The 17,062-nt window shown below is 72.4% G+C and carries 13 protein-coding genes; 4 read left to right on the plus strand and 9 right to left on the minus strand.

The window, feature by feature from the left end; genetic code table 11:
* Window positions 1-82 precede the first annotated feature (82 nt).
* A complete protein-coding gene (locus tag ACIOGX_RS33150; protein WP_401918346.1) occupies window positions 83-934 on the plus strand; it encodes an SDR family oxidoreductase in 852 nt (283 codons plus the stop codon).
* Window positions 935-1,085: 151 nt separating this feature from the next.
* Here ACIOGX_RS33150 and ACIOGX_RS33155 read toward each other — a convergent pair whose 3' ends face one another.
* The 5 genes from ACIOGX_RS33155 to ACIOGX_RS33175 all read right to left on the minus strand — a co-directional run bounded on the left by ACIOGX_RS33155 (window position 1,086) and on the right by ACIOGX_RS33175 (window position 10,249).
* Window positions 1,086-2,768, minus strand: a complete 1,683-nt coding sequence (locus ACIOGX_RS33155; protein ID WP_401918348.1) for a DUF885 domain-containing protein — start codon at window positions 2,766-2,768, stop codon at window positions 1,086-1,088.
* 245 nt (window positions 2,769-3,013) lie between these two features.
* Entirely contained in the window at window positions 3,014-4,459 is a 1,446-nt protein-coding gene (locus ACIOGX_RS33160; RefSeq protein ID WP_401918350.1) for a GNAT family N-acetyltransferase, read from the minus strand.
* 31 nt (window positions 4,460-4,490) lie between these two features.
* Window positions 4,491-7,172, minus strand: coding sequence for a DUF6493 family protein (locus ACIOGX_RS33165; protein WP_401918352.1), 2,682 nt, complete (start codon window positions 7,170-7,172; stop codon window positions 4,491-4,493).
* Complete coding sequence (locus ACIOGX_RS33170) at window positions 7,169-8,545, minus strand: SWIM zinc finger family protein (RefSeq protein WP_401918354.1); 1,377 nt, start codon at window positions 8,543-8,545, stop codon at window positions 7,169-7,171. The genes ACIOGX_RS33165 and ACIOGX_RS33170 overlap by 4 nt, the downstream gene beginning before the upstream one ends.
* A 72-nt stretch (window positions 8,546-8,617) precedes the next feature.
* On the minus strand, window positions 8,618-10,249 hold the full coding sequence (locus ACIOGX_RS33175; protein WP_401918356.1) for an alkaline phosphatase D family protein: 1,632 nt from the start codon (window positions 10,247-10,249) through the stop codon (window positions 8,618-8,620).
* A gap of 307 nt (window positions 10,250-10,556) precedes the next feature.
* Here ACIOGX_RS33175 and sigJ point away from each other — a divergent pair, with 307 nt between their 5' ends.
* Together sigJ and ACIOGX_RS33185 are read left to right on the plus strand one after the other, a co-directional pair.
* Window positions 10,557-11,453: an RNA polymerase sigma factor SigJ gene (gene sigJ / locus ACIOGX_RS33180; protein WP_401918358.1), complete on the plus strand. Its 897-nt coding sequence runs from the start codon at window positions 10,557-10,559 to the stop codon at window positions 11,451-11,453.
* 258 nt (window positions 11,454-11,711) lie between these two features.
* Window positions 11,712-12,476, plus strand: a complete 765-nt coding sequence (locus ACIOGX_RS33185; protein WP_129769203.1) for a GntR family transcriptional regulator — start codon at window positions 11,712-11,714, stop codon at window positions 12,474-12,476.
* Window positions 12,477-12,513: 37 nt separating this feature from the next.
* Here ACIOGX_RS33185 and ACIOGX_RS33190 read toward each other — a convergent pair whose 3' ends face one another.
* Window positions 12,514-13,671 carry an ROK family transcriptional regulator gene (locus ACIOGX_RS33190; RefSeq protein WP_129769204.1) on the minus strand — a complete coding sequence of 386 codons (1,158 nt, stop codon included), beginning with the start codon at window positions 13,669-13,671 and terminating at the stop codon, window positions 12,514-12,516.
* A gap of 174 nt (window positions 13,672-13,845) precedes the next feature.
* Here ACIOGX_RS33190 and ACIOGX_RS33195 point away from each other — a divergent pair, with 174 nt between their 5' ends.
* A complete protein-coding gene (locus ACIOGX_RS33195) occupies window positions 13,846-14,292 on the plus strand; it encodes a hypothetical protein (RefSeq protein ID WP_401918360.1) in 447 nt (148 codons plus the stop codon).
* 18 nt (window positions 14,293-14,310) lie between these two features.
* Here ACIOGX_RS33195 and ACIOGX_RS33200 read toward each other — a convergent pair whose 3' ends face one another.
* The 3 genes from ACIOGX_RS33200 to purB all read right to left on the minus strand — a co-directional run bounded on the left by ACIOGX_RS33200 (window position 14,311) and on the right by purB (window position 16,991).
* Entirely contained in the window at window positions 14,311-14,823 is a 513-nt protein-coding gene (locus tag ACIOGX_RS33200) for a DUF6328 family protein (protein WP_356516928.1), read from the minus strand.
* A gap of 134 nt (window positions 14,824-14,957) precedes the next feature.
* Window positions 14,958-15,494, minus strand: a complete 537-nt coding sequence (mug, locus tag ACIOGX_RS33205; protein WP_401918362.1) for a G/U mismatch-specific DNA glycosylase — start codon at window positions 15,492-15,494, stop codon at window positions 14,958-14,960.
* Between the two features lie 63 nt (window positions 15,495-15,557).
* Entirely contained in the window at window positions 15,558-16,991 is a 1,434-nt protein-coding gene (purB, locus tag ACIOGX_RS33210; RefSeq protein ID WP_129769208.1) for an adenylosuccinate lyase, read from the minus strand.
* Window positions 16,992-17,062 lie beyond the last annotated feature (71 nt).

Here is a 17,062-nt window from a genome sequence, read left to right on the forward strand (position 1 = left end):
ACCCGAGAAGAAGACCCGAGTAGAAGACCTGAGAAGAAAACCGGATGCACAACAACCGGCCCGCACCCCAAAATCGTTGCCCATGCCCGAACTTGAGCCCCCCGCCCCCGAAGCACTCCGCCGTGACCCGCTGCCGCTGCGCGGCCGTACCGCGCTGGTCACCGGTGCCAGCCGGCGCGGCGGTATCGGATACGCGGTCGCCCGGCGCCTCGTCGCGTACGGCGCGAGCGTGTACCTCCATCACCATGTGCCGCACGACGCCGCACAGCCCTGGGGCTCCGACCCGGACGGACCGGAAGGTGTCGCCGCCGCCGTACGGGAGGCGCGCGCGGATCCGGCGGCGCGGGTGGTACACGGCCCCGCCGATCTGTCCGGGGCCGAGGCGCCCGCCGCGCTGATCGCCACCGCCGCCGAAGCGCTCGGCGGGCGGCTCGACATCCTCGTCGCCAACCACGCACTCAGCGGTGACGACGGCCCGCTCGACACCATCGACGCGGCGATGCTCGACGCCCACTGGGCGATCGACACGCGGTCGGTGATCCTGCTCATCCAGGCCTACGCCCGGCTGCGCGCGACGCTTCCGGCCCGTGCGCCCGGCGGCCGGGTCATGATGATGACGTCGGGCCAGGACATCGCGGGCGGGATGCCGGGGGAGATCGCCTACGGTCTGGCGAAGGGAGCCCTCGCCTCCGCGACCCGGTCGCTGGCCACCACGCTCGCGGAGCTGGCGGTGACGGTCAACACCGTCAACCCCGGCCCCGTCGACACGGGTTACCTGACGGGGGCGGCGTACGAGGAGATCGCGGCGATGTTCCCGGGTGGCCGCTGGGGAATGCCCGACGACCCGGCCCGGCTGATCGCCTGGCTCGCCACCGACGAGGCCGAGTGGATCACCGGTCAGGTCATCGACTCCGAGGGCGGCTTGCGCCGCTGACCGGAGCCGACGGGCCGGCCGGCCGGGCTCATACCTGTGGGACGCGCCCGGCCCCTCTCCGTACGCACCTTGTACGGAGAGGGGCCGCCGCGTACGTACCGCCGTATACGCACCACGCCGTACGTGGCGCGTCGTACGTACCGGGGCGGGGTCAGAGCTTCGACAGCTCGTCCACCAGATCGTCGAGACCCAGCGAGCCCTGCGACAGCGCCGCCATATGCCACGCCTTCGCGTCGAACGCGTCGCCGTGCGCCCTGCGGGCGTTCTCCCGGCCGAGCAGCCAGGCGCGCTCGCCCAGCTTGTAGCCGATCGCCTGCGCAGGCATCGACATATAGCGGATCAGCTCGCTCTCCACGAAGTCCGCGGGACGGCCGCTGTGGTTCCCGAAGAACTCCTGCGCCAGCTCGGGCGTCCAGCGCTCACCCGGGTGGAACGGCGAGTCCGCCGGGATCTCCAGCTCCAGATGCATGCCGATGTCCACGATCACCCGGCAGGCGCGCATCATCTGCGCGTCCAGGTAACCGAGCCTGCGCTCCGCGTCCGGCAGGAAGCCCAGCTCGTCCATGAGCCGCTCCGCGTAGAGCGCCCAGCCCTCCGCGTTGGCGCTGACCTGACCGACCGAGGCCTGGTAGCGGGAGAGCTGATCGGCGACATGAGTCCACTGCGCGATCTGCAGATGGTGTCCGGGAACACCCTCGTGGTACCACGTGGAGACCAGGTCGTACACGGGGAAGCGGGTCTCGCCCATCGTCGGCAGCCAGGTGCGGCCCGGCCGTGAGAAGTCCTCGGAGGGACCGGTGTAGTACGGGGCCGCCGCGCCGCCCGGCGGGGCGATCCGGGACTCCACGCGCCGTACCCGCTCGGCGAGTTCGAAGTGCGTGCCGTCGAGTGCGTCGATCGCCTCGTCCATCAGCTTCTGGAGCCAGACCCTGACCTCGTCGACGCCCTCGATGTGCTGCCCGTGCTCGTCGAGATGGGCCAGCGCCTCCCAGGGGGTCGCGCCCGGCAGGATCTTCGCGGCCTCGGTCGTCATCTCGGCGCGCAGCCGGTGGTACTCGGACCAGCCGTACGCGTACGCCTCGTCCAGATCCAGATCGGTGCCGTTGAAGTACCGCGACCAGCGGGCGTACCGCTCACGGCCCACGGTGTCCGGGGCGCCCTCGACGGCGGGTGCGTACACGTCGCGCATCCAGTCCCGCAGCTCCGCGAGGGCGGCGGTCGCGGAGCGGGCGGCGGCGTCCAGCTCCGTACGGAGGACCTCGGGCCCGGCGGAGACGAAGTCCTCGAACCAGCCGCGCTCCTCGCCCACCCACTCCGTCAGCTGGCCGATGAAGGTCGCGGTGGGCCGGGGACCGCCCAGCAGCTTGCGCTCCAGGCCCAGGGTGAGCGACTCGCGGTACCCGGCCAGCGCGGTGGGCACGGCCCGCAGCCGCTCGGCGATCGCCGACCAGTCCTCGTCCGTCTCGGCCGGGGTCAGCGGGAACGCGTCGCGGAGATGGTGCACGGGCGAGTGGATATTGCTGACCTGCCGCAGCCCCTCCTCGGCGTCGTGAACGGCGAGTTCGGCCGTCAGACGCTCACGCAGCAGCCGGGCGCAGCGCCGCTCGGCATCGCTGTCCGCGCCCGGCAGGGTTTCGGCCACATCGAGCCGGGCGAGCGTCGCCCGGCCGAGATCGGCGACAGCCTGCTGTCCGGCCGGGGAGAAGTCGGGCAGGCGACGGGAGCTCTCCGCGACGCCCAGATAGGTTCCGGTGATCGGATCGAGTTCGATGAGTGCGTCGACGTAGGCGTCGGCGACCTGGCGGGGCAGCGCGCTGCCGGATGTGTCTGACATCCGGACATCTTCTCCGAGAGGGCACCCCGCGTCACATGTTTGATTGCGGCGGACCGGCCGGATTGGCCGATGACGGCGCCGCCGGGGGACCGCCGTCCTCGGGCGGCGGATCAACCGGGCCTCGGCGTGGGCGACTTCGGGCCGTGCGGGGAAGCACGGCACTCGCGGCACGGCCGATTTTGGCCGGATCACGATGTAGCCGAAGCCCCGGCCCCCATTCAGCGATCGGTCGGCGATCGGTCCGTTCAGCGATCGGCCTGCTCGTGGTCGAACATCTCGGGGTCGCCGTACGGAGGCAGCACCCGCGCGGCCGTCGGCTCCAGCCGGGCCGTGATGACCAGCGTTCCTTCGTCGATCTGATAGTCCAGCGGCAGACCGAGATCCCGCATGGTCGCGACCATGCCCGTGTTGGACGCCTGCGTGACGGCGTACACGCTGGCGCAGCGGGCCTCGACGGCGAGCGCCACGAGCCTGCCCAGCAGTTCGGCACCGATACCGCGCCGCTGCCAGGCGTCCTCCACGATCAGCGCCACCTCGGTCTCGTCGCCGTCCCAGAGCAGATGGCCGAGGGCGACGAGCCTGCCGGATTCCGTCTCGACCGCGAGCGTACGTCCGAAACGCGGGCTGAGCAGATGGTTCAGATAGCGGTCGGCGTCACCGACCGGCCCGTGGTAGCGCAGGCCCAGGGTCCGTTCGGAGCAGCGGGCGTGCATGGCGAGCGCGGCGTCGAGATCGCCGCGGTCGGCGCGGCGGACGGTGATCTCCTCGCCCTCGGGCAGCAGGAGCACATCCTGGCCGCGGGGGATACGCGGGCCGAGCCGGGCGTCCAGCTCGACCAGCGCGCGGGCCCGCGCGAACTCGGTCGGGGTGAAGGGCAGATAGGGACGCTCGACGATGATGCTGCCGCCGTGCGGGTCGTTCAGCCGCATCTCCGTCCCGTCCAGCACCCCTTCGACGGGCGCGCCCTCACCGGCCGGGCGGTCGGCGAGGGATCCGGCCGGACGCGAGCGGATCGTGCAGCGGCCGAGCAACTGGCGCAGTGAGAGCGGCAGCTCGGCGGCGTCCAGGGCCGTACGGGTGGCGAGGCCGAGCACCCGGGTCGGGGTGTCCACCAGATCGTGCGCGTCGGCGCGCTCGATCCATGTACTGCTGCCGCCCGCGGCCGAGATCTCGCGGGTGAGGTCCTTCGCCCGGAGCGCGGACGGGGCGCGCAGCAGGAACTCGTCCACGGTGCCGTCGGCCAGCGGATGCGTCTGGAGGGTGAGGATGTCGACATGGTGCGCGGCGAACGCCGTGCACAGCGCGGCGAGGCTTCCCGGCTCGTCCCGCACGGTGGTCCGCATGCGCCAGAGCGTCGTCTCCACAGGTCCGGCCGGGGCCGCACCCTCCCGTGCGTCCGAAGCCGAAGCCGAAGCCGAAGCCGAAGCGGGCGCGGGGGCGGCGGCGGCCGGGCCGTCGGACGGCGGAGGGGCATGACCGTGCCTTCGTGCCCACCATGTGTGGAACATGGCCGTGGCGATCAGCGCCACGGCGGAGGCGACCAGCAGGAACGTGCCGTCGGGTCCATGAGCGATCATGTTCGCCAGGGCGTCGGCGACGGCCACGGCGGTGAACAGGGCGGCCAGTTCGACGAGATCCCGCCGCCAGTGGTGCGGGCGGCGGACACTCTTCGCAGAAGTCACATTGGTCATGGACCCACTCTGACGGAATGGTGTTGCGTGATCACGAACGGTTTGTGACTGATGGGTTAAGGATGGATCTGTTCACTTTTGGCCTATCTTTGGCCAAATTTGGCGCGGAGTGTTCGCTTCGGGAGCGCAATGTGGCCAGCAGCCGGGCCGACTCCGCGACCAGCCGCGAGCTGCCCCCGCGCCCCGCCAACTCCGCCAGCCCGGCGGTCTCCCCGGTCGCCCCGCACCGCTCCGCGCACTCGGCGGCCACCGACAGAATCTCCCCGAGCCCGGGACGCGCGGTCCCCGGAGCCAGGAGACCGGGCAGGGCCGCGCCCAGGACCGACCAGACCGTGGCATGGGCGCCGGTCGCCGCGGCCGTACGGACGGCGTCGGCCAGCCGGTTCCCCTTGACCTGGTCCGTGTTCACCAGAGCGGCCAGCTCCCGGCCCAGCAGCTCGCCGTCCAGATCGCCGCGGGCCGCCAGCACCAGCAGCGCGTCCACCGCCGCCAGCCGGTCCTGCGGGTGACGCGCCCCGAGGCCGTATGCCACGCCCCGGTGCAGTGAGCGGCCCGCGGGGCCGCCGCTCTCGGCGAGCGGCGGCAGCCACCAGGACCCGCCCCGCTGATCGTCCCGCGCGCAGGCGGTCACCTGGGGCAGCAGCCACGCGGCGAGCGTCTCCCGGTCCTCCGGCAGGACGGCCGGCCAGTCGCCGTGCCGGTCCCCGATCCAGTGGTAGCACCGCGACGGGTCCGGGACGTCCGGAAGGCCCAGCCAGCGGAACGCCCGCGGGAACTCCCGCCGGACGGCCAGGCTCCGACCCAGCCGCGTGGCCAATGTGGACCTCTCCCGTTCCGCACCGCCGTCGAGCGCGGGCAGTGACGTCCCGTCCCCGGTCAGCCAGGCGGCCAGCCGGCCGGCCTCGGGGGTGCCGAGCGCCGCCGCCGCGCGCGCCGTCTCCGGGTCCTTGCCGCGCCGTACCCGGAGCAGCGCCTGCGCGAAGTCCACCGGAGCCGGGGTGGCACACAGCCGCCGGTACTCGCCCAGCCGCTCCACCAGCACATCGGGATCCAGCGCCCCCGTCTCCCGGGTCGGCGTGGCGAGCAGGAACGGCAGCGGTCGTGTACGCACCAGATACGCGGCCTCCCACAGCCGCGCGTCGATCACCCCGTTCAGCGTGACATGCGCGCAGGATCCCCTGCCCGCCCCTCGCGTGGTCGCGTTCCGCAGCGCCTTCGTGGACACCCTCTCCAGTACCGAGGCGGCCACCACCTCCACCCCGCCGGAGTGCCGGGAGAGCCACTCGTGGCGGTCGCGCGGCGTTCCGTCCCTCATCCACCAGCAGGCGGCCAGCGCGTCGCGCAGCCTCCCGGCCAGCGCTTCCCGGTCCCGGTAGGCGTGCCGGACCAGACCGTCCAGCACCCGTTCGAAATCGGGCATCGTCCCGCCCGAGGTGATCAGCGCCGACGTCCGCTCCACCAGCTCCGCGAGGTCCGACGGGGACGGAGCCAGCGGAGCCGGCCGCGGTGCGGGCGGCAGGATCTCCTCGTACGGACCGGAATCCGGCTCCGCAGGCAGCTCACCGAAGACCTCGGCGGCCCGCGCCCGGTGGACCGGGCTCAGCCGGGCCGCGGCCATGGCCAGCTCCGACCGCCGATCGTCCGTCACGGCCGGCAGATGCCGGACCACCAGCTTCAGCGCCCGCTCCTGGATGCCCGCGTCCTCGTGGCCGAACGCCTCGGCCACCACGGGCAGCAGTTCGCCCGCGGCGCCGCCGTCCGCGCGCAGGACCTTGCCCATCAGCACCAGTTGGGCCCGTACGAGCTTCTTCTCGGGCCGGAACAGCACCGCCCCCGACAGACCGGCCAGACTCCGCGTCGGCAGCGCGCCGGACAGCGCCAGCCGTGCGAGCACACCCTGAGCGTGCCCGGCGACCGTCGAGATGCCGTCCGACGCCATGGCGATCCAGTCGGCGGCGCGCTCGCGCTCCTCCTCCGCGGTCAGGACCAGCCGGTCGAGCAGTTTCAGGAAGAAGTCCAGCGCGCCGGGCTTCCCGCCGCGCAGCAGCCGCGCCACCGAGGCGTCCACCAGCAGCCGCCGCTCCACCACCCCCTCCTCGGCGAGGGCGACGAGCACCGACGGCCAGTGGTGCGGGTCGGTGGCACCGCCGTACCGGACGAGCGCGTCGGGGAGTTCGGCCGTCTCGAAGAGACACGGGACCATGACCGACAGCTGTGGATCCTCCCGCAGCGCGGGCAGCAGCCGGCCGGCGGACGGAACCGCCTCGGTCCAGCCGTGCACATACTCGTCCGTCGTCGGTACGGGACATCCCGCCAGCCGGACCAGGCCCGCGATGAACGGATAGTCGAGCCGCGCGGTCGACGCCCGCCCCGCGAGCCGGTGCGCCACATCGCCGAGCCAGCCGGGCTCGCGGTCCGCGAGCAGTCCGAGCAACAGCTCGTGCGGCAGCGGGAGACCCTCGCGCAGATCGCGGGCGCCGATCCAGGCGGCCGTCGCCGCCGCCCCCGCATGGCAGCCGGCCCCGGCGACCACCAGCGCCTCCTGAATCCGTTCGCGCTCACGCCACCGGTCCCACGGCCAGTCGCGCAGCTCCTGGCGGAGTGCCTTCAGCGCCGTCAGCGCCTCCTTGCGGTCCGCCGCCGTCAGCGGCTCGACCAGCCCGGGAACAGCACGGGCCCGGCCGGCCCGTACGGCATCGACCAGCTCGCTCATCGTGTACCGCCGGCGCTCACGACGGCCTCGCGGCGTACCATCCGGACGGCCAGCGCGTGCTTGCACGGCCCCCGCTTCCCCCGGTAGTCCGCCCACCAGCGACAGGTGCAGCTCAGCACGCCCGCCGCCTCCCGCACCTGATAGCGCCGCTCTTCCGACGCCACCGAGGCCAGCTCGCCGTCGAGGACGACGGCCCCCGAGGAGACCAGGGCGCGTGCCGCGACCAGCCGCGGATTGTGCCGCTCGGCGCGGTCCGCGTCATACGGCAGCTCCCGGTGGAAGTACGCCGCGTCCGCGAGGTCGTAGCCGACCCGGCCCGCCGTCCCGAGCCGGACCAGCGCGGCCCGTACCCGCTCCACCGTCAGCCCCGCCCGCCCGGCCAGCTCCGCCGGGTCGATCCGCGGCTCCCACGCCAGCAGTACGGACACCAACTCGGCGTCCTCGGCGGCCTTTTCCGTGGCCAGCGCCTCCAGCACCCCGCCCTCGCCGGAGAATCCGCGCGCCGCCTCGGGCGACAGCGTGAGCGTGAGCCGCATGCCCGGCAGCACCACCTCCCAGGCGCTCGCCGTCGCGGCCCCGTCGGCCACCGGCCCGTACACCCGCAGGGCCGTCGCCTCCCGCAGCACCCGCCGCAACGCCACCAGCCGCTGCGGGCCCGGCAGACACACCGCACCCGGCACCGGCCGGGTGGTCGGCCGCAGCGTCCTGCCCGCCGGTACGACCCACATCGCCCCGCGCGAGGCACCGCCCGTGCCGCTCGGCAGCGCGCGCAGGAAACGGACGGCCTCCGCCGCGCTCAGCTCGGCCCGCAGATCGAAACCGGCCGAGACGACCTGCGCCTCGGCGAAACCGCGCAGCCACCGGTCGGGCAGCGGCACCTTCTTCTCCACCACCGAGCCGTCCAGCGTGGTGACCGCCAACTCGTCTGGCCCCACCCGCAGATGCAGCGGATCGTCATCGGTCATCCGCGACAGGGCCGCACGCAGCGGATCGTTCACATCCACATTGGTCGTGCCGTGCCCGGTCTCCGCGCCGTCGAGCCCGTCCCGCCCCACATCGAGCCGCGCGTACACCCCGCAGCAGCCGGAGAACGACTCGAAACGCAGCCGGTCACCGTTGCCCGTCACCACCGGATCCAGCGACGCGCGCGACACCTGCTGGAAATACCGGGCGCCCGCCACATCCGCGACCGCGAGCAGCCCCTGGGCGGCGACCCGCGGCGAGGACAGGAACCCGGAGAAGAAACGCGGATGCGCCTCGGTACCGGTGGGAGTGAGCCCGCCCGAGGTCTCCAGACCGAGCAGCCGTCCGCCCCGCGCACTCTCCAGGGCGGACGGACGGGAATAGGCAAGCGCCTGTACGGATCGCGTCATGGAAACGACGTTAGATCCCGGCACTGACAACCGGCCTCGGGCGAACCCCGGCAGGGGCGGAGCCGCGGGCTCCTACTGGCCGACCCTGCCCGGCTGGAGCACCTTGGTGAACAGCACCGTCCCGCCCTCTTCCCGCAGCCGGACCGTCAGTTCACCGCTTGCGCCGTCGATGTCCACCTCGCCGAAGAGCGGCGGCGTCTCCATCGGGGAGAGGTTCTGGCCCTGCGGCGCCTTGACGAAGGCCCGGTCGGGCCCGAACGTGTCGTCCAGCGTGCTGGCCGGGAACTGGCCCGCCGCGATCGGACCCGAGACGAACTCCCAGAAGGGAGCGAAGTCCTTGAAGGCGGCCCGCTCCGGCGTGTAGTGCTGCGCCGAGGTGTGGTGCACGTCCGCCGTCAGCCACAGCGTGCCGGTGATCCGGTGGTGCTTGATGTGCCGCAGCAGCTCCGCGATCTGGAGCTCCCGGCCGAGCGGAGCGCCCGGGTCGCCCTGGGCGATCGCCTCGATGTTCGCCGTACCGTCCGGCACGACCAGACCGATCGGCATATCGGCGGCGATCACCTTCCACACCGCGCGCGACCGCGACAGCTCGCGCTTGAGCCACGCGAGCTGCTCCGCGCCGAGGATGCCGTTGGTGTCATCGGTCTGCCGGCCGGGCGAGTTGGCGTTGCGGTACGTCCGCATGTCCAGCACGAACACATCCAGCAGCGGACCGTGGTTCACCACGCGGTGGACGCGCCGGTCCGCCCCGCGCGAGGGCTGCGCCGAGATCGGGAAGTACTCGTGGAACGCCTGTGTGGAGCGGGCGGCCAGCACGTCCACGTTCTTCTCGGTGTAGCGGACATCGTCCAGGATCTGACCCGGGTACCAGTTGTTGCGCACCTCGTGGTCGTCCCACTGAATGATCGACGGGACCTCGGAGTTGAACTTTCGAACGTTCGCGTCGAGCAGGTTGTACCGGAAGTTCCCCCGGTACTCGGCCAGCGTCTCCGCGACCTTCGCCTTCTCCGGAGTGGTGACATTGCGCCAGACACGGCCGTCGGGCAGCGTCACGCTCGGCTCGATCACCCCGTCCGCGTAGATCGTGTCACCGCTGCACAGGAAGAAGTCGGGGTGGAGCCGGCGCATCTCGTCGTACACGGTGAAGCCGCCGATGTCCGGGTTGATGCCCCAGCCCTGCCCCGCGATATCGCCCGACCACACGAACCGCACGCCCTGCCGACGCCTCGCGGGCGCCGTACGGAACGTGCCGTACACCGGCTCGCCGGTACGGCGCGGGTCGTGGGGATCGGCCAGGGTCACCCGGTAGTGCACCTGCTCGCCGGCCGGCAGTCCGCGCAGCGGGACCGTACCGGTGAAGTCGGTGCCGGGGCCGAGCAGCGGACCGTGCCAGGAGCGGGCGCGCCGGAACGATTCGGTGGCCGAGGTCTCCACGATCATGCGGGCCGGCCGGTCGGACCGTACCCACACCAGCCCGGACGAGGACGTGACATCGCCGGCCTGCACACCCCAGGCGGCACGCGGCCGGCCGGACAGGGCCTGGGCGGGGACGGCGCCCGCGAGCGCGGCGGCACCGGGCAGGGCCAGCACGGCCGACGCGGCGAGCGAGCCGCGCAGCACACTGCGGCGGCCCGGGGCCGCCGGGGCGTCGGCGGACGGAGCGGAAGAGGAGGAAGAGGAGGTGGTGCGGGGGTTGTGCGACATCGATGCGTCTCCTGGGCAGATAGTGCGCCGGGGTGTCGTGCCATGCCTAACGCCCGGCGGCGGCCGGAGCGCGAACCCCGGGTGAACAACCGGCCGTGCGCCCCGCCTGTCCTACCCGTCCCGGGCGGCCCGCGCCAGAGGCCGTACCCCCTCCCGGTAGGCGGGCCGACAGCGGCGCGTCCGCCGGTGGCCGACGGCGGATCTCCCGCACCGGAGCACGCACCGGCCACCCGGTGGCCGTGCACGGTCCGGCCGCCGCGGCCTAATGACCTGGACAGATGGCGTGTCCATCGGCTGGGATGGACACGTGGCGACCGACACCGCGAGCACCGACGAATTCGAAGCGCACCGGCCCGTACTGACCGGGGTCGCCTACCGCATGCTCGGCGTGGTCGCCGACGCCGAGGACGTCGTGCAGGAGGCCTGGCTGCGCTGGAGCGCCGCCGAACGCACCGACATCCGCGAGCCGCGCGCCTATCTCGTACGGATCACCACGCGTCTCGCCATCGACCGGCTCCGGCAGGCGAAGGCGCGTCGCGAGACCTATGTCGGCCCCTGGCTGCCCGAACCGATCGTCACCGACTTCGGACCCGCCGTCTCCGACACGGCCGAGCACGCCGTGCTCGCCGACTCGGTGTCCGTGGCCGTACTGGTCGTCCTCGAATCCCTCTCGCCGCTGGAGCGCGCGGTGTTCGTGCTGCGGGAGGCGTTCGGCTTCCCGTTCGGCGAGATCGCCGCCACTCTGGAACGCAGCGAGGCCGCCGTCCGCCAGCTGGCCGGCCGCGCCCGCCGCCATGTCGAGGAACGCAGGCCGCGCTACGACGTCGACCCGGCCGAACGCCGCGCGCTCACCGAACGGTTCCTCGCCGCCGCGGGCGGCGGCGATCTCGACGCGCTGCTCGCCCTGCTCGCGCCCGACGTACAACTGGTGGGAGACAGCGGCGGCAAGGCCAAGGCACCGCTGCGGGTCATCGAGGGCGCCGACAAGGTGGGCCGGTTCCTGTTCGCCGTCTCGGGGCAGGCGGTGCTGTTCGACTTCCGGATCGTGGAGTTCAACGGCGCCCCCGCGCTGCTCGTCCTCGCCGGCGGAGTACCCGATCTCGTCATCCAGTTGGAGATCAGGGACGGCAAGGTGGGGCGCGTCTACATCGTGCGGAATCCGGACAAGCTCAGCGGAGCCGTCCTGGAGCGTCCCACCGCGTAAGCCCTGCTCGCCGCTCCCCGCGTTCGTCCGGCCCCGGATCCGATCCGGACGAACCGGGCCCCTGTCACGCGCGTCTCACCAGCGTACGAACGTACTGTGAACACCCTGCGTCGGAGAGTGACTTCTCTCCGTGACCGACGGAGGATTGGTCTTGACCAACGGGATGGCCCGTCCTATCGTCGCTATTTAGTGTAGGAACCTTTAATAAACAAGGGCACGGAAAACCCGCCGGAGAGACGGCGATTGCGGAGGATCAGGGTGGGGACCACGCAGCTGGAAGCAGTGCCGGAGCCTAAGTACTGGCACCTCAAGACCGTGCTCGGCGAAGCGCTCGACTCCGACTTCGCGGTGGGGGAGGTCCTGCCGAACGAGCGTGACCTCGCCGCCCGTTTCGGAGTCGCCCGCGCCACGCTCAGGCAAGCGCTCGAACAGCTGGAGCTGGAAGGCAGGCTCCAGCGCCGCCGCGGGGTCGGCACGACCGTCGCCCCGCCGCGCGTGGGCGTCGACGTCTCCACCACCCAGCACGAATGGCCGGGCACCGTGGGGGACGCCTGGCAGCCCGTCGGCTGCGCCACGGCGCCCGCGCCCGCCGCGGTGGCCAGGCTGCTGGAGACGGCCGCCGACGAAGAGGTCCACACCGTCCGCCGGGTCCGCTCCACGCACGGCCAGTCCGTCGCGGCGGAGCTGCTCTACGTACCCGCCTCGTCGGTGCCCGAGCTGTCGGCCATCGACGTGCCCGAGGGCCCGGCGCGCGCCCGCTCCGTCCTGCGCGAGCTCCAGCGCCTCGGTCTCGACGGCCAGGACCGCGCCGTGGAACTGGGCTCCGCGCGCGCCGACGACGCCAGGGAGCTGGACCGGCTGCCCGGCGCTCCCGTCCTCGTCGTCACGACGCGCTATGTCGTGGCGGGCCGTACCGCCGCCGTGTCGGTGGCCACGTACCGCGCCGACACCTGCCGTCTCACCTTCGGGGACTCCGGCGACCTGGAGATCAGCGAGGAGCCGCAGGAGCGCCGCGCCTCCTGAGGCGCGTTCACCTCGTCCGGTCCGTACGGCCCGTCGCTCAGCGGCGGGCCGTCACCGTTCCCTCCACCGCGAACAGCTGCTCCTCGACATGGTCGAGCGCCAGCCGCAGCGCGCCCGTGGCCACGGCAGCCTCGCCGAGCAGCGAGAGCGCGACGCGCGGCGGGCGCAGACAGAAGCGGGAGAGTTCGTCGCGCAGCGGGTCCAGTACGCCGTCGAGCCCGGCGGCCCAGCCGCCGACCACCACCACCTCCGGATCCAGCGCCAGCACCAGCGCCGCCACATCGTGCACCAGCCGCTGGGTGAACCGCTCGACGGCCTCCTGCGCCCGGACGTCCCCGCCCTTGGCATCGGCGAAGACCTTCGCCACCGCCTGCTCGTCGAGCGGGTGCAGCGGCTCGTCCGTCGTCGACAGCAGCGTCTCCGGCGTCTCGCCGCGCCCCAGCAGATGCAGCGCGCCGATCTCGCCCGCGGCCCCGCCGAAGCCGCGGTGCAGCCGCCCGCCGATCAGGGCCCCGGCCCCGGGGCTGAGCCCGGCCAGGACGAAGACGATGTCGTCGGAGTCGATGGCCGCGCCCTTCCACTGCTCGGCCACGGCCGCCGCGTTGGCATCGTTCTCCACCAGCACCGGACAGCGGAACGAGCGCCGCAGCCGCTCGCCGAGCGGCAGCCCCGTCCACTGCGGCAGCGCGGTGCCGAGCCGTACCGTGCCGTCGGCCTCCACGATGCCGGGGCTGCCGACGCCGACCGCGCGCAGCGCGCCGCGTGACACGCCGGTGCGGCGCAGCACATCGGTGACGACCTGCCGTACGCGTTCGAGGCGCTCGTCCGCGTCGGCCGTCTCCGAGACCACGCGCGAGCCGGCGCCGATGATCCGGCCGTCCAGTCCGGAGATCAGCGCGGCCACGCGGTGCGGTCCGATCTCGATGCCCAGCAGATACCCGGCCTCGACCCGGAAGCGGAACCGGCGCGCCGGGCGGCCCTGCTTACGGGTCCCGCCCTCCGCCGGCGCGGACTCCATGACCAGGCCCGTTTCGATCAGACCCTCCACCACGCCCTCGACCGTCGGCCGGGAGAGCCCCGTGATCCGCGTCAGATCCGTCAGCGTGAGATCACCGGCGTCGCGCAGGGAGTGCAGCACCACCGCGGAGTTGATCCGCCGCAGGAGCGAAGGGTCTCCGCCGGTCAGCCGCCCCACGGTGTGTCCTCCCAGCTCGTGCGCGTGTAGGCGGATGGTACTCGGTGGCCGCCGGTGCTGCGAGTGGTGCGTGCCACCGCGGGCGTCGCGAACTGAACGGGGCGGGACGGGCCGGTGGCCGCACGGCAACCTGACGGGCAGCCAATTGTCAGTGCGTGAAGGTTTACTGGACGCATGACCACCGCACAGCAACTCGCCGTCATCGAGCTGCTGCGTGTCCGCGCCTTCCCCGCGGAGCGCGGCCCCACCGAGGTGGGCAGCAGCGGTCCCGGCTACCACCTCGCCGACCTGTTCCGGGGGGACGGCGCGGCGGACGCGGACCAGCACGGTGCGGAGCACACCGCGCTGACCGGCATTCTCACCGCCCGGTTCGGTGAGCCGTACTACATCAGCCTGTGGAGCGTGCGGACCCGCGTCGGTGAGGGCGAGGAGATACCGGACCCCTGGTGCGAGTTGAGCGACGCCTTCGCCTACCTCCACCTGTGGCGGTGGGAAGGCCGCTGGCTCGCGCTGGGCGCGGCGGGGGAGGAAGGGGCGGCGGGGGAGGCGGGAGCGGACGGTGGGGCCGGGGAGCGGCCGTTCCGTATCGTCGTCGCCGTCACCGAGACGGATCCGCCGTAGACGATCGTGCCGGGCCGTTCATCGGGGCTCGTCGGGCGCGCCAGGAGCGGGGCGGCGCAGTGCCCTCGGGAGGACGAACCACAGGCCGGCGAAGAGGATGAGGGTGACGGCCGTGACCGCGACGGCGGCGGTCAGGCCGAGGACGACATCCATGAGCAGGAGAACGACGCCGTTGAGGGCGAGGGCGAGGAAGACCAGCCCGACTTCGGCGAACCGCGCGGACACGGCGACGATCCGGATCTTGGCGCCCCGGTGGAACAGACCGCGGTGCAGTGCGACCGGAGTCGCGAGGACGGCCGAGGAGACCACCGTGAGCAGCAACGTCACCACATACGTGCCGCGTTCGAAGGTGTCGAGGCGCAGAAACCGGTCGGTGAAGGCCACGCCGAGAAGAAAGGCGAAGACGATCTGCACGCCGGTCTGCACGACCCTCAGTTCCTGGAGGAGTTCGAGCAGGTTGCGGTCGGCGCGCTCCGCGGGCGTCTCCCAGCTCAACGGAGACGGAGGGCCACCCGGCGAGATATGAGCCATGAGTCTCATTGTTCTCCTGCCGCCCGGCCACATCACGCGGCGCACCGCATCGAGTCCGAACGGGCCAAGCGCTGTCAGGACCGCGCCGGCGGGCGACGCGGTGACGGTCCGATCGCCATGCCCTTCGACGTCCGCTACGAGGCCGCGGCCACCCGCAGTCGCGCGAACTCCTCCGCCATCGTCTCCGCCGTCCAGTGCGCGTTCAGCCCGCTCGGGTTGGGCAGCGCCCAGATCCTCGTGTCGCCTATCGTCCGCTCCTGCGGTCCGATCCGCGCCTTCTTGTCGTCGAAAGCGGTCCGGTACGCCATGATGCCCACCACCGCCAGCCAGCTCGGCCGCAGCCGCTCCACCTTGGCCGTGAGGATCCGGCCGCCCTCCCGGAACTCCTCGGCGGTCAGCTCGTCGGCCCGCGCCGTCGCCCGCGCCGCCACATTCGTGATGCCCAGGCCGTACGTCAGCAGTTCGTCCTGCTCGGCGGGCTTCAGCCGGCGCGGGGTGAAGCCGGACAGGTGCAGTACCGGCCAGAACCGGTTGCCGGGGCGCGCGAAGTGGTGGCCGGTGGCCGCGGACATCAGGCCCGGGTTGATACCGCAGAACAGCACACGCAGCCCGCCCGCGACCACGTCGGGGATGACGCGGTCGCGGGCGGCTTCGAGTTCCTCGGGCTTCATCCGGAGATCACAGGCCAGGAGTCACAGGCCAGGAGTCACAGGCCGGGAGTCACAGTCCGGCGGTCACAGGATCGAGCCCGGCGTGTAGCCCGCGGCCTCCGGGTGGCGCTTCACGATCTCCTCGACGCGGGACACCACCGTCGCGATCTGGTCCTCCGCCGCCCCCGTGAAGGAGAGCTTGTCCGCCATCAGCGCGTCCAGTGCGGCCCGGTCGAGCGGCATACGGTCGTCCGCGGCCAGCCGGTCGAGAAGCTCGTTGCGTTCGGCGCCCTGCTCGCGCATGGCGAGGGCCGAGGCCACGGCGTGCTCCTTGATGACCTCGTGCGCCGCCTCGCGGCCCACCCCGGCCCGTACCGCGCCCATCAGCACCTTGGTCGTGGCCAGGAACGGCAGATAGCGGTCCAGCTCGCGCGCCACGACCGCGGGGAACGCGCCGAACTCGTCGAGCACCGTCAGGAAGGTCTCCAGCAGCCCGTCGAAGGCGAAGAACGCGTCGGGCAGCGCCACCCGGCGGACCACCGAGCAGGAGACATCGCCCTCGTTCCACTGGTCGCCCGCCAGCTCGCCGGTCATCGACGCGTAGCCGCGCAGGATCACCATGAGGCCGTTGACCCGCTCGCAGGAGCGCGTGTTCATCTTGTGGGGCATCGCCGAGGAGCCGACCTGGCCGGGCTTGAAGCCCTCGGTCACCAGCTCGTGCCCGGCCATCAGCCGGATGGTCTTGGCGACCGAGGACGGCGCCGCCGCCAGCTGCACCAGCGCGGTCACCACGTCGTAGTCGAGCGAGCGCGGGTACACCTGGCCGACCGAGGTGAAGGCCTGGGCGAAGCCGAGGTGTCCGGCGATACGGCGCTCCAGCTCGGCCAGCTTCGCGGTGTCGCCGCCCAGCAGGTCGAGCATGTCCTGCGCGGTGCCGACCGGGCCCTTGATCCCGCGCAGCGGGTAGCGGCCGAGGAGGTCGTCCAGGCGTCCGTACGCGACGAGCAGTTCGTCCGCGGCCGTCGCGAACCGCTTGCCGAGCGTGGTGGCCTGCGCGGCGACGTTGTGCGAGCGGCCGGCCATGACCAGCTCCCCGTACTCGCCCGCGAGCTTGCCGAGACGCGCCAGCACCGCGACCGTACGGTCCCGCGTCAGCTCCAGGGACAGCCGGATCTGGAGCTGTTCGACGTTCTCCGTCAGATCGCGGGACGTCATGCCCTTGTGCACCTGCTCATGGCCGGCGAGTGCGTTGAACTCCTCGATCCGCGCCTTCACATCGTGCCGGGTGACCTTCTCGCGCTCGGCGATCGACGCCAGATCGACCTGGTCGAGGACGCGCTCGTAGTCGGCGAGCGCGGACTCCGGTACCTCGATCCCGAGGTCCCGCTGGGCGCGCAGTACGGCGAGCCAGAGCTGACGCTCCAGCTTCACCTTCTGCTCGGGGGACCAGAGCACGGCCAGCTCCGTCGAGGCGTAGCGGCCGGCGAGGACATTGGGGATACGAGGCTTGGCAGTCACGTGAAGGAATTCTATAGGCGGTTTGTGCAGGCCGGCGCCGCGGGCGTTTTTGTGGCTTGCTACGAGACCCC

Origin of the sequence: Streptomyces sp. NPDC088147 (assembly GCF_044741565.1) — a bacterium.
Classification (GTDB): Bacteria; Actinomycetota; Actinomycetes; order Streptomycetales; family Streptomycetaceae; genus Streptomyces.

Bases quoted from the DNA above. Each gene is read 5' to 3' on its own strand.
- ACIOGX_RS33160 (WP_401918350.1), bottom strand. From the start codon at position 4,459: ATGACCAATGTGACTTCTGCGAAGAGTGTCCGCCGCCCGCACCACTGG.
- ACIOGX_RS33165 (WP_401918352.1), bottom strand. From the start codon at position 7,172: ATGAGCGAGCTGGTCGATGCCGTACGGGCCGGCCGGGCCCGTGCTGTT.
- ACIOGX_RS33175 (WP_401918356.1), bottom strand. From the start codon at position 10,249: ATGTCGCACAACCCCCGCACCACCTCCTCTTCCTCCTCTTCCGCTCCG.
- ACIOGX_RS33200 (WP_356516928.1), bottom strand. From the start codon at position 14,823: ATGGCTCATATCTCGCCGGGTGGCCCTCCGTCTCCGTTGAGCTGGGAG.
- ACIOGX_RS33195 (WP_401918360.1), top strand. From the start codon at position 13,846: ATGACCACCGCACAGCAACTCGCCGTCATCGAGCTGCTGCGTGTCCGC.
- ACIOGX_RS33170 (WP_401918354.1), bottom strand. From the start codon at position 8,545: ATGACGCGATCCGTACAGGCGCTTGCCTATTCCCGTCCGTCCGCCCTG.
- mug (WP_401918362.1), bottom strand. From the start codon at position 15,494: ATGAAGCCCGAGGAACTCGAAGCCGCCCGCGACCGCGTCATCCCCGAC.
- ACIOGX_RS33155 (WP_401918348.1), bottom strand. From the start codon at position 2,768: ATGTCAGACACATCCGGCAGCGCGCTGCCCCGCCAGGTCGCCGACGCC.
- ACIOGX_RS33150 (WP_401918346.1), top strand. From the start codon at position 83: ATGCCCGAACTTGAGCCCCCCGCCCCCGAAGCACTCCGCCGTGACCCG.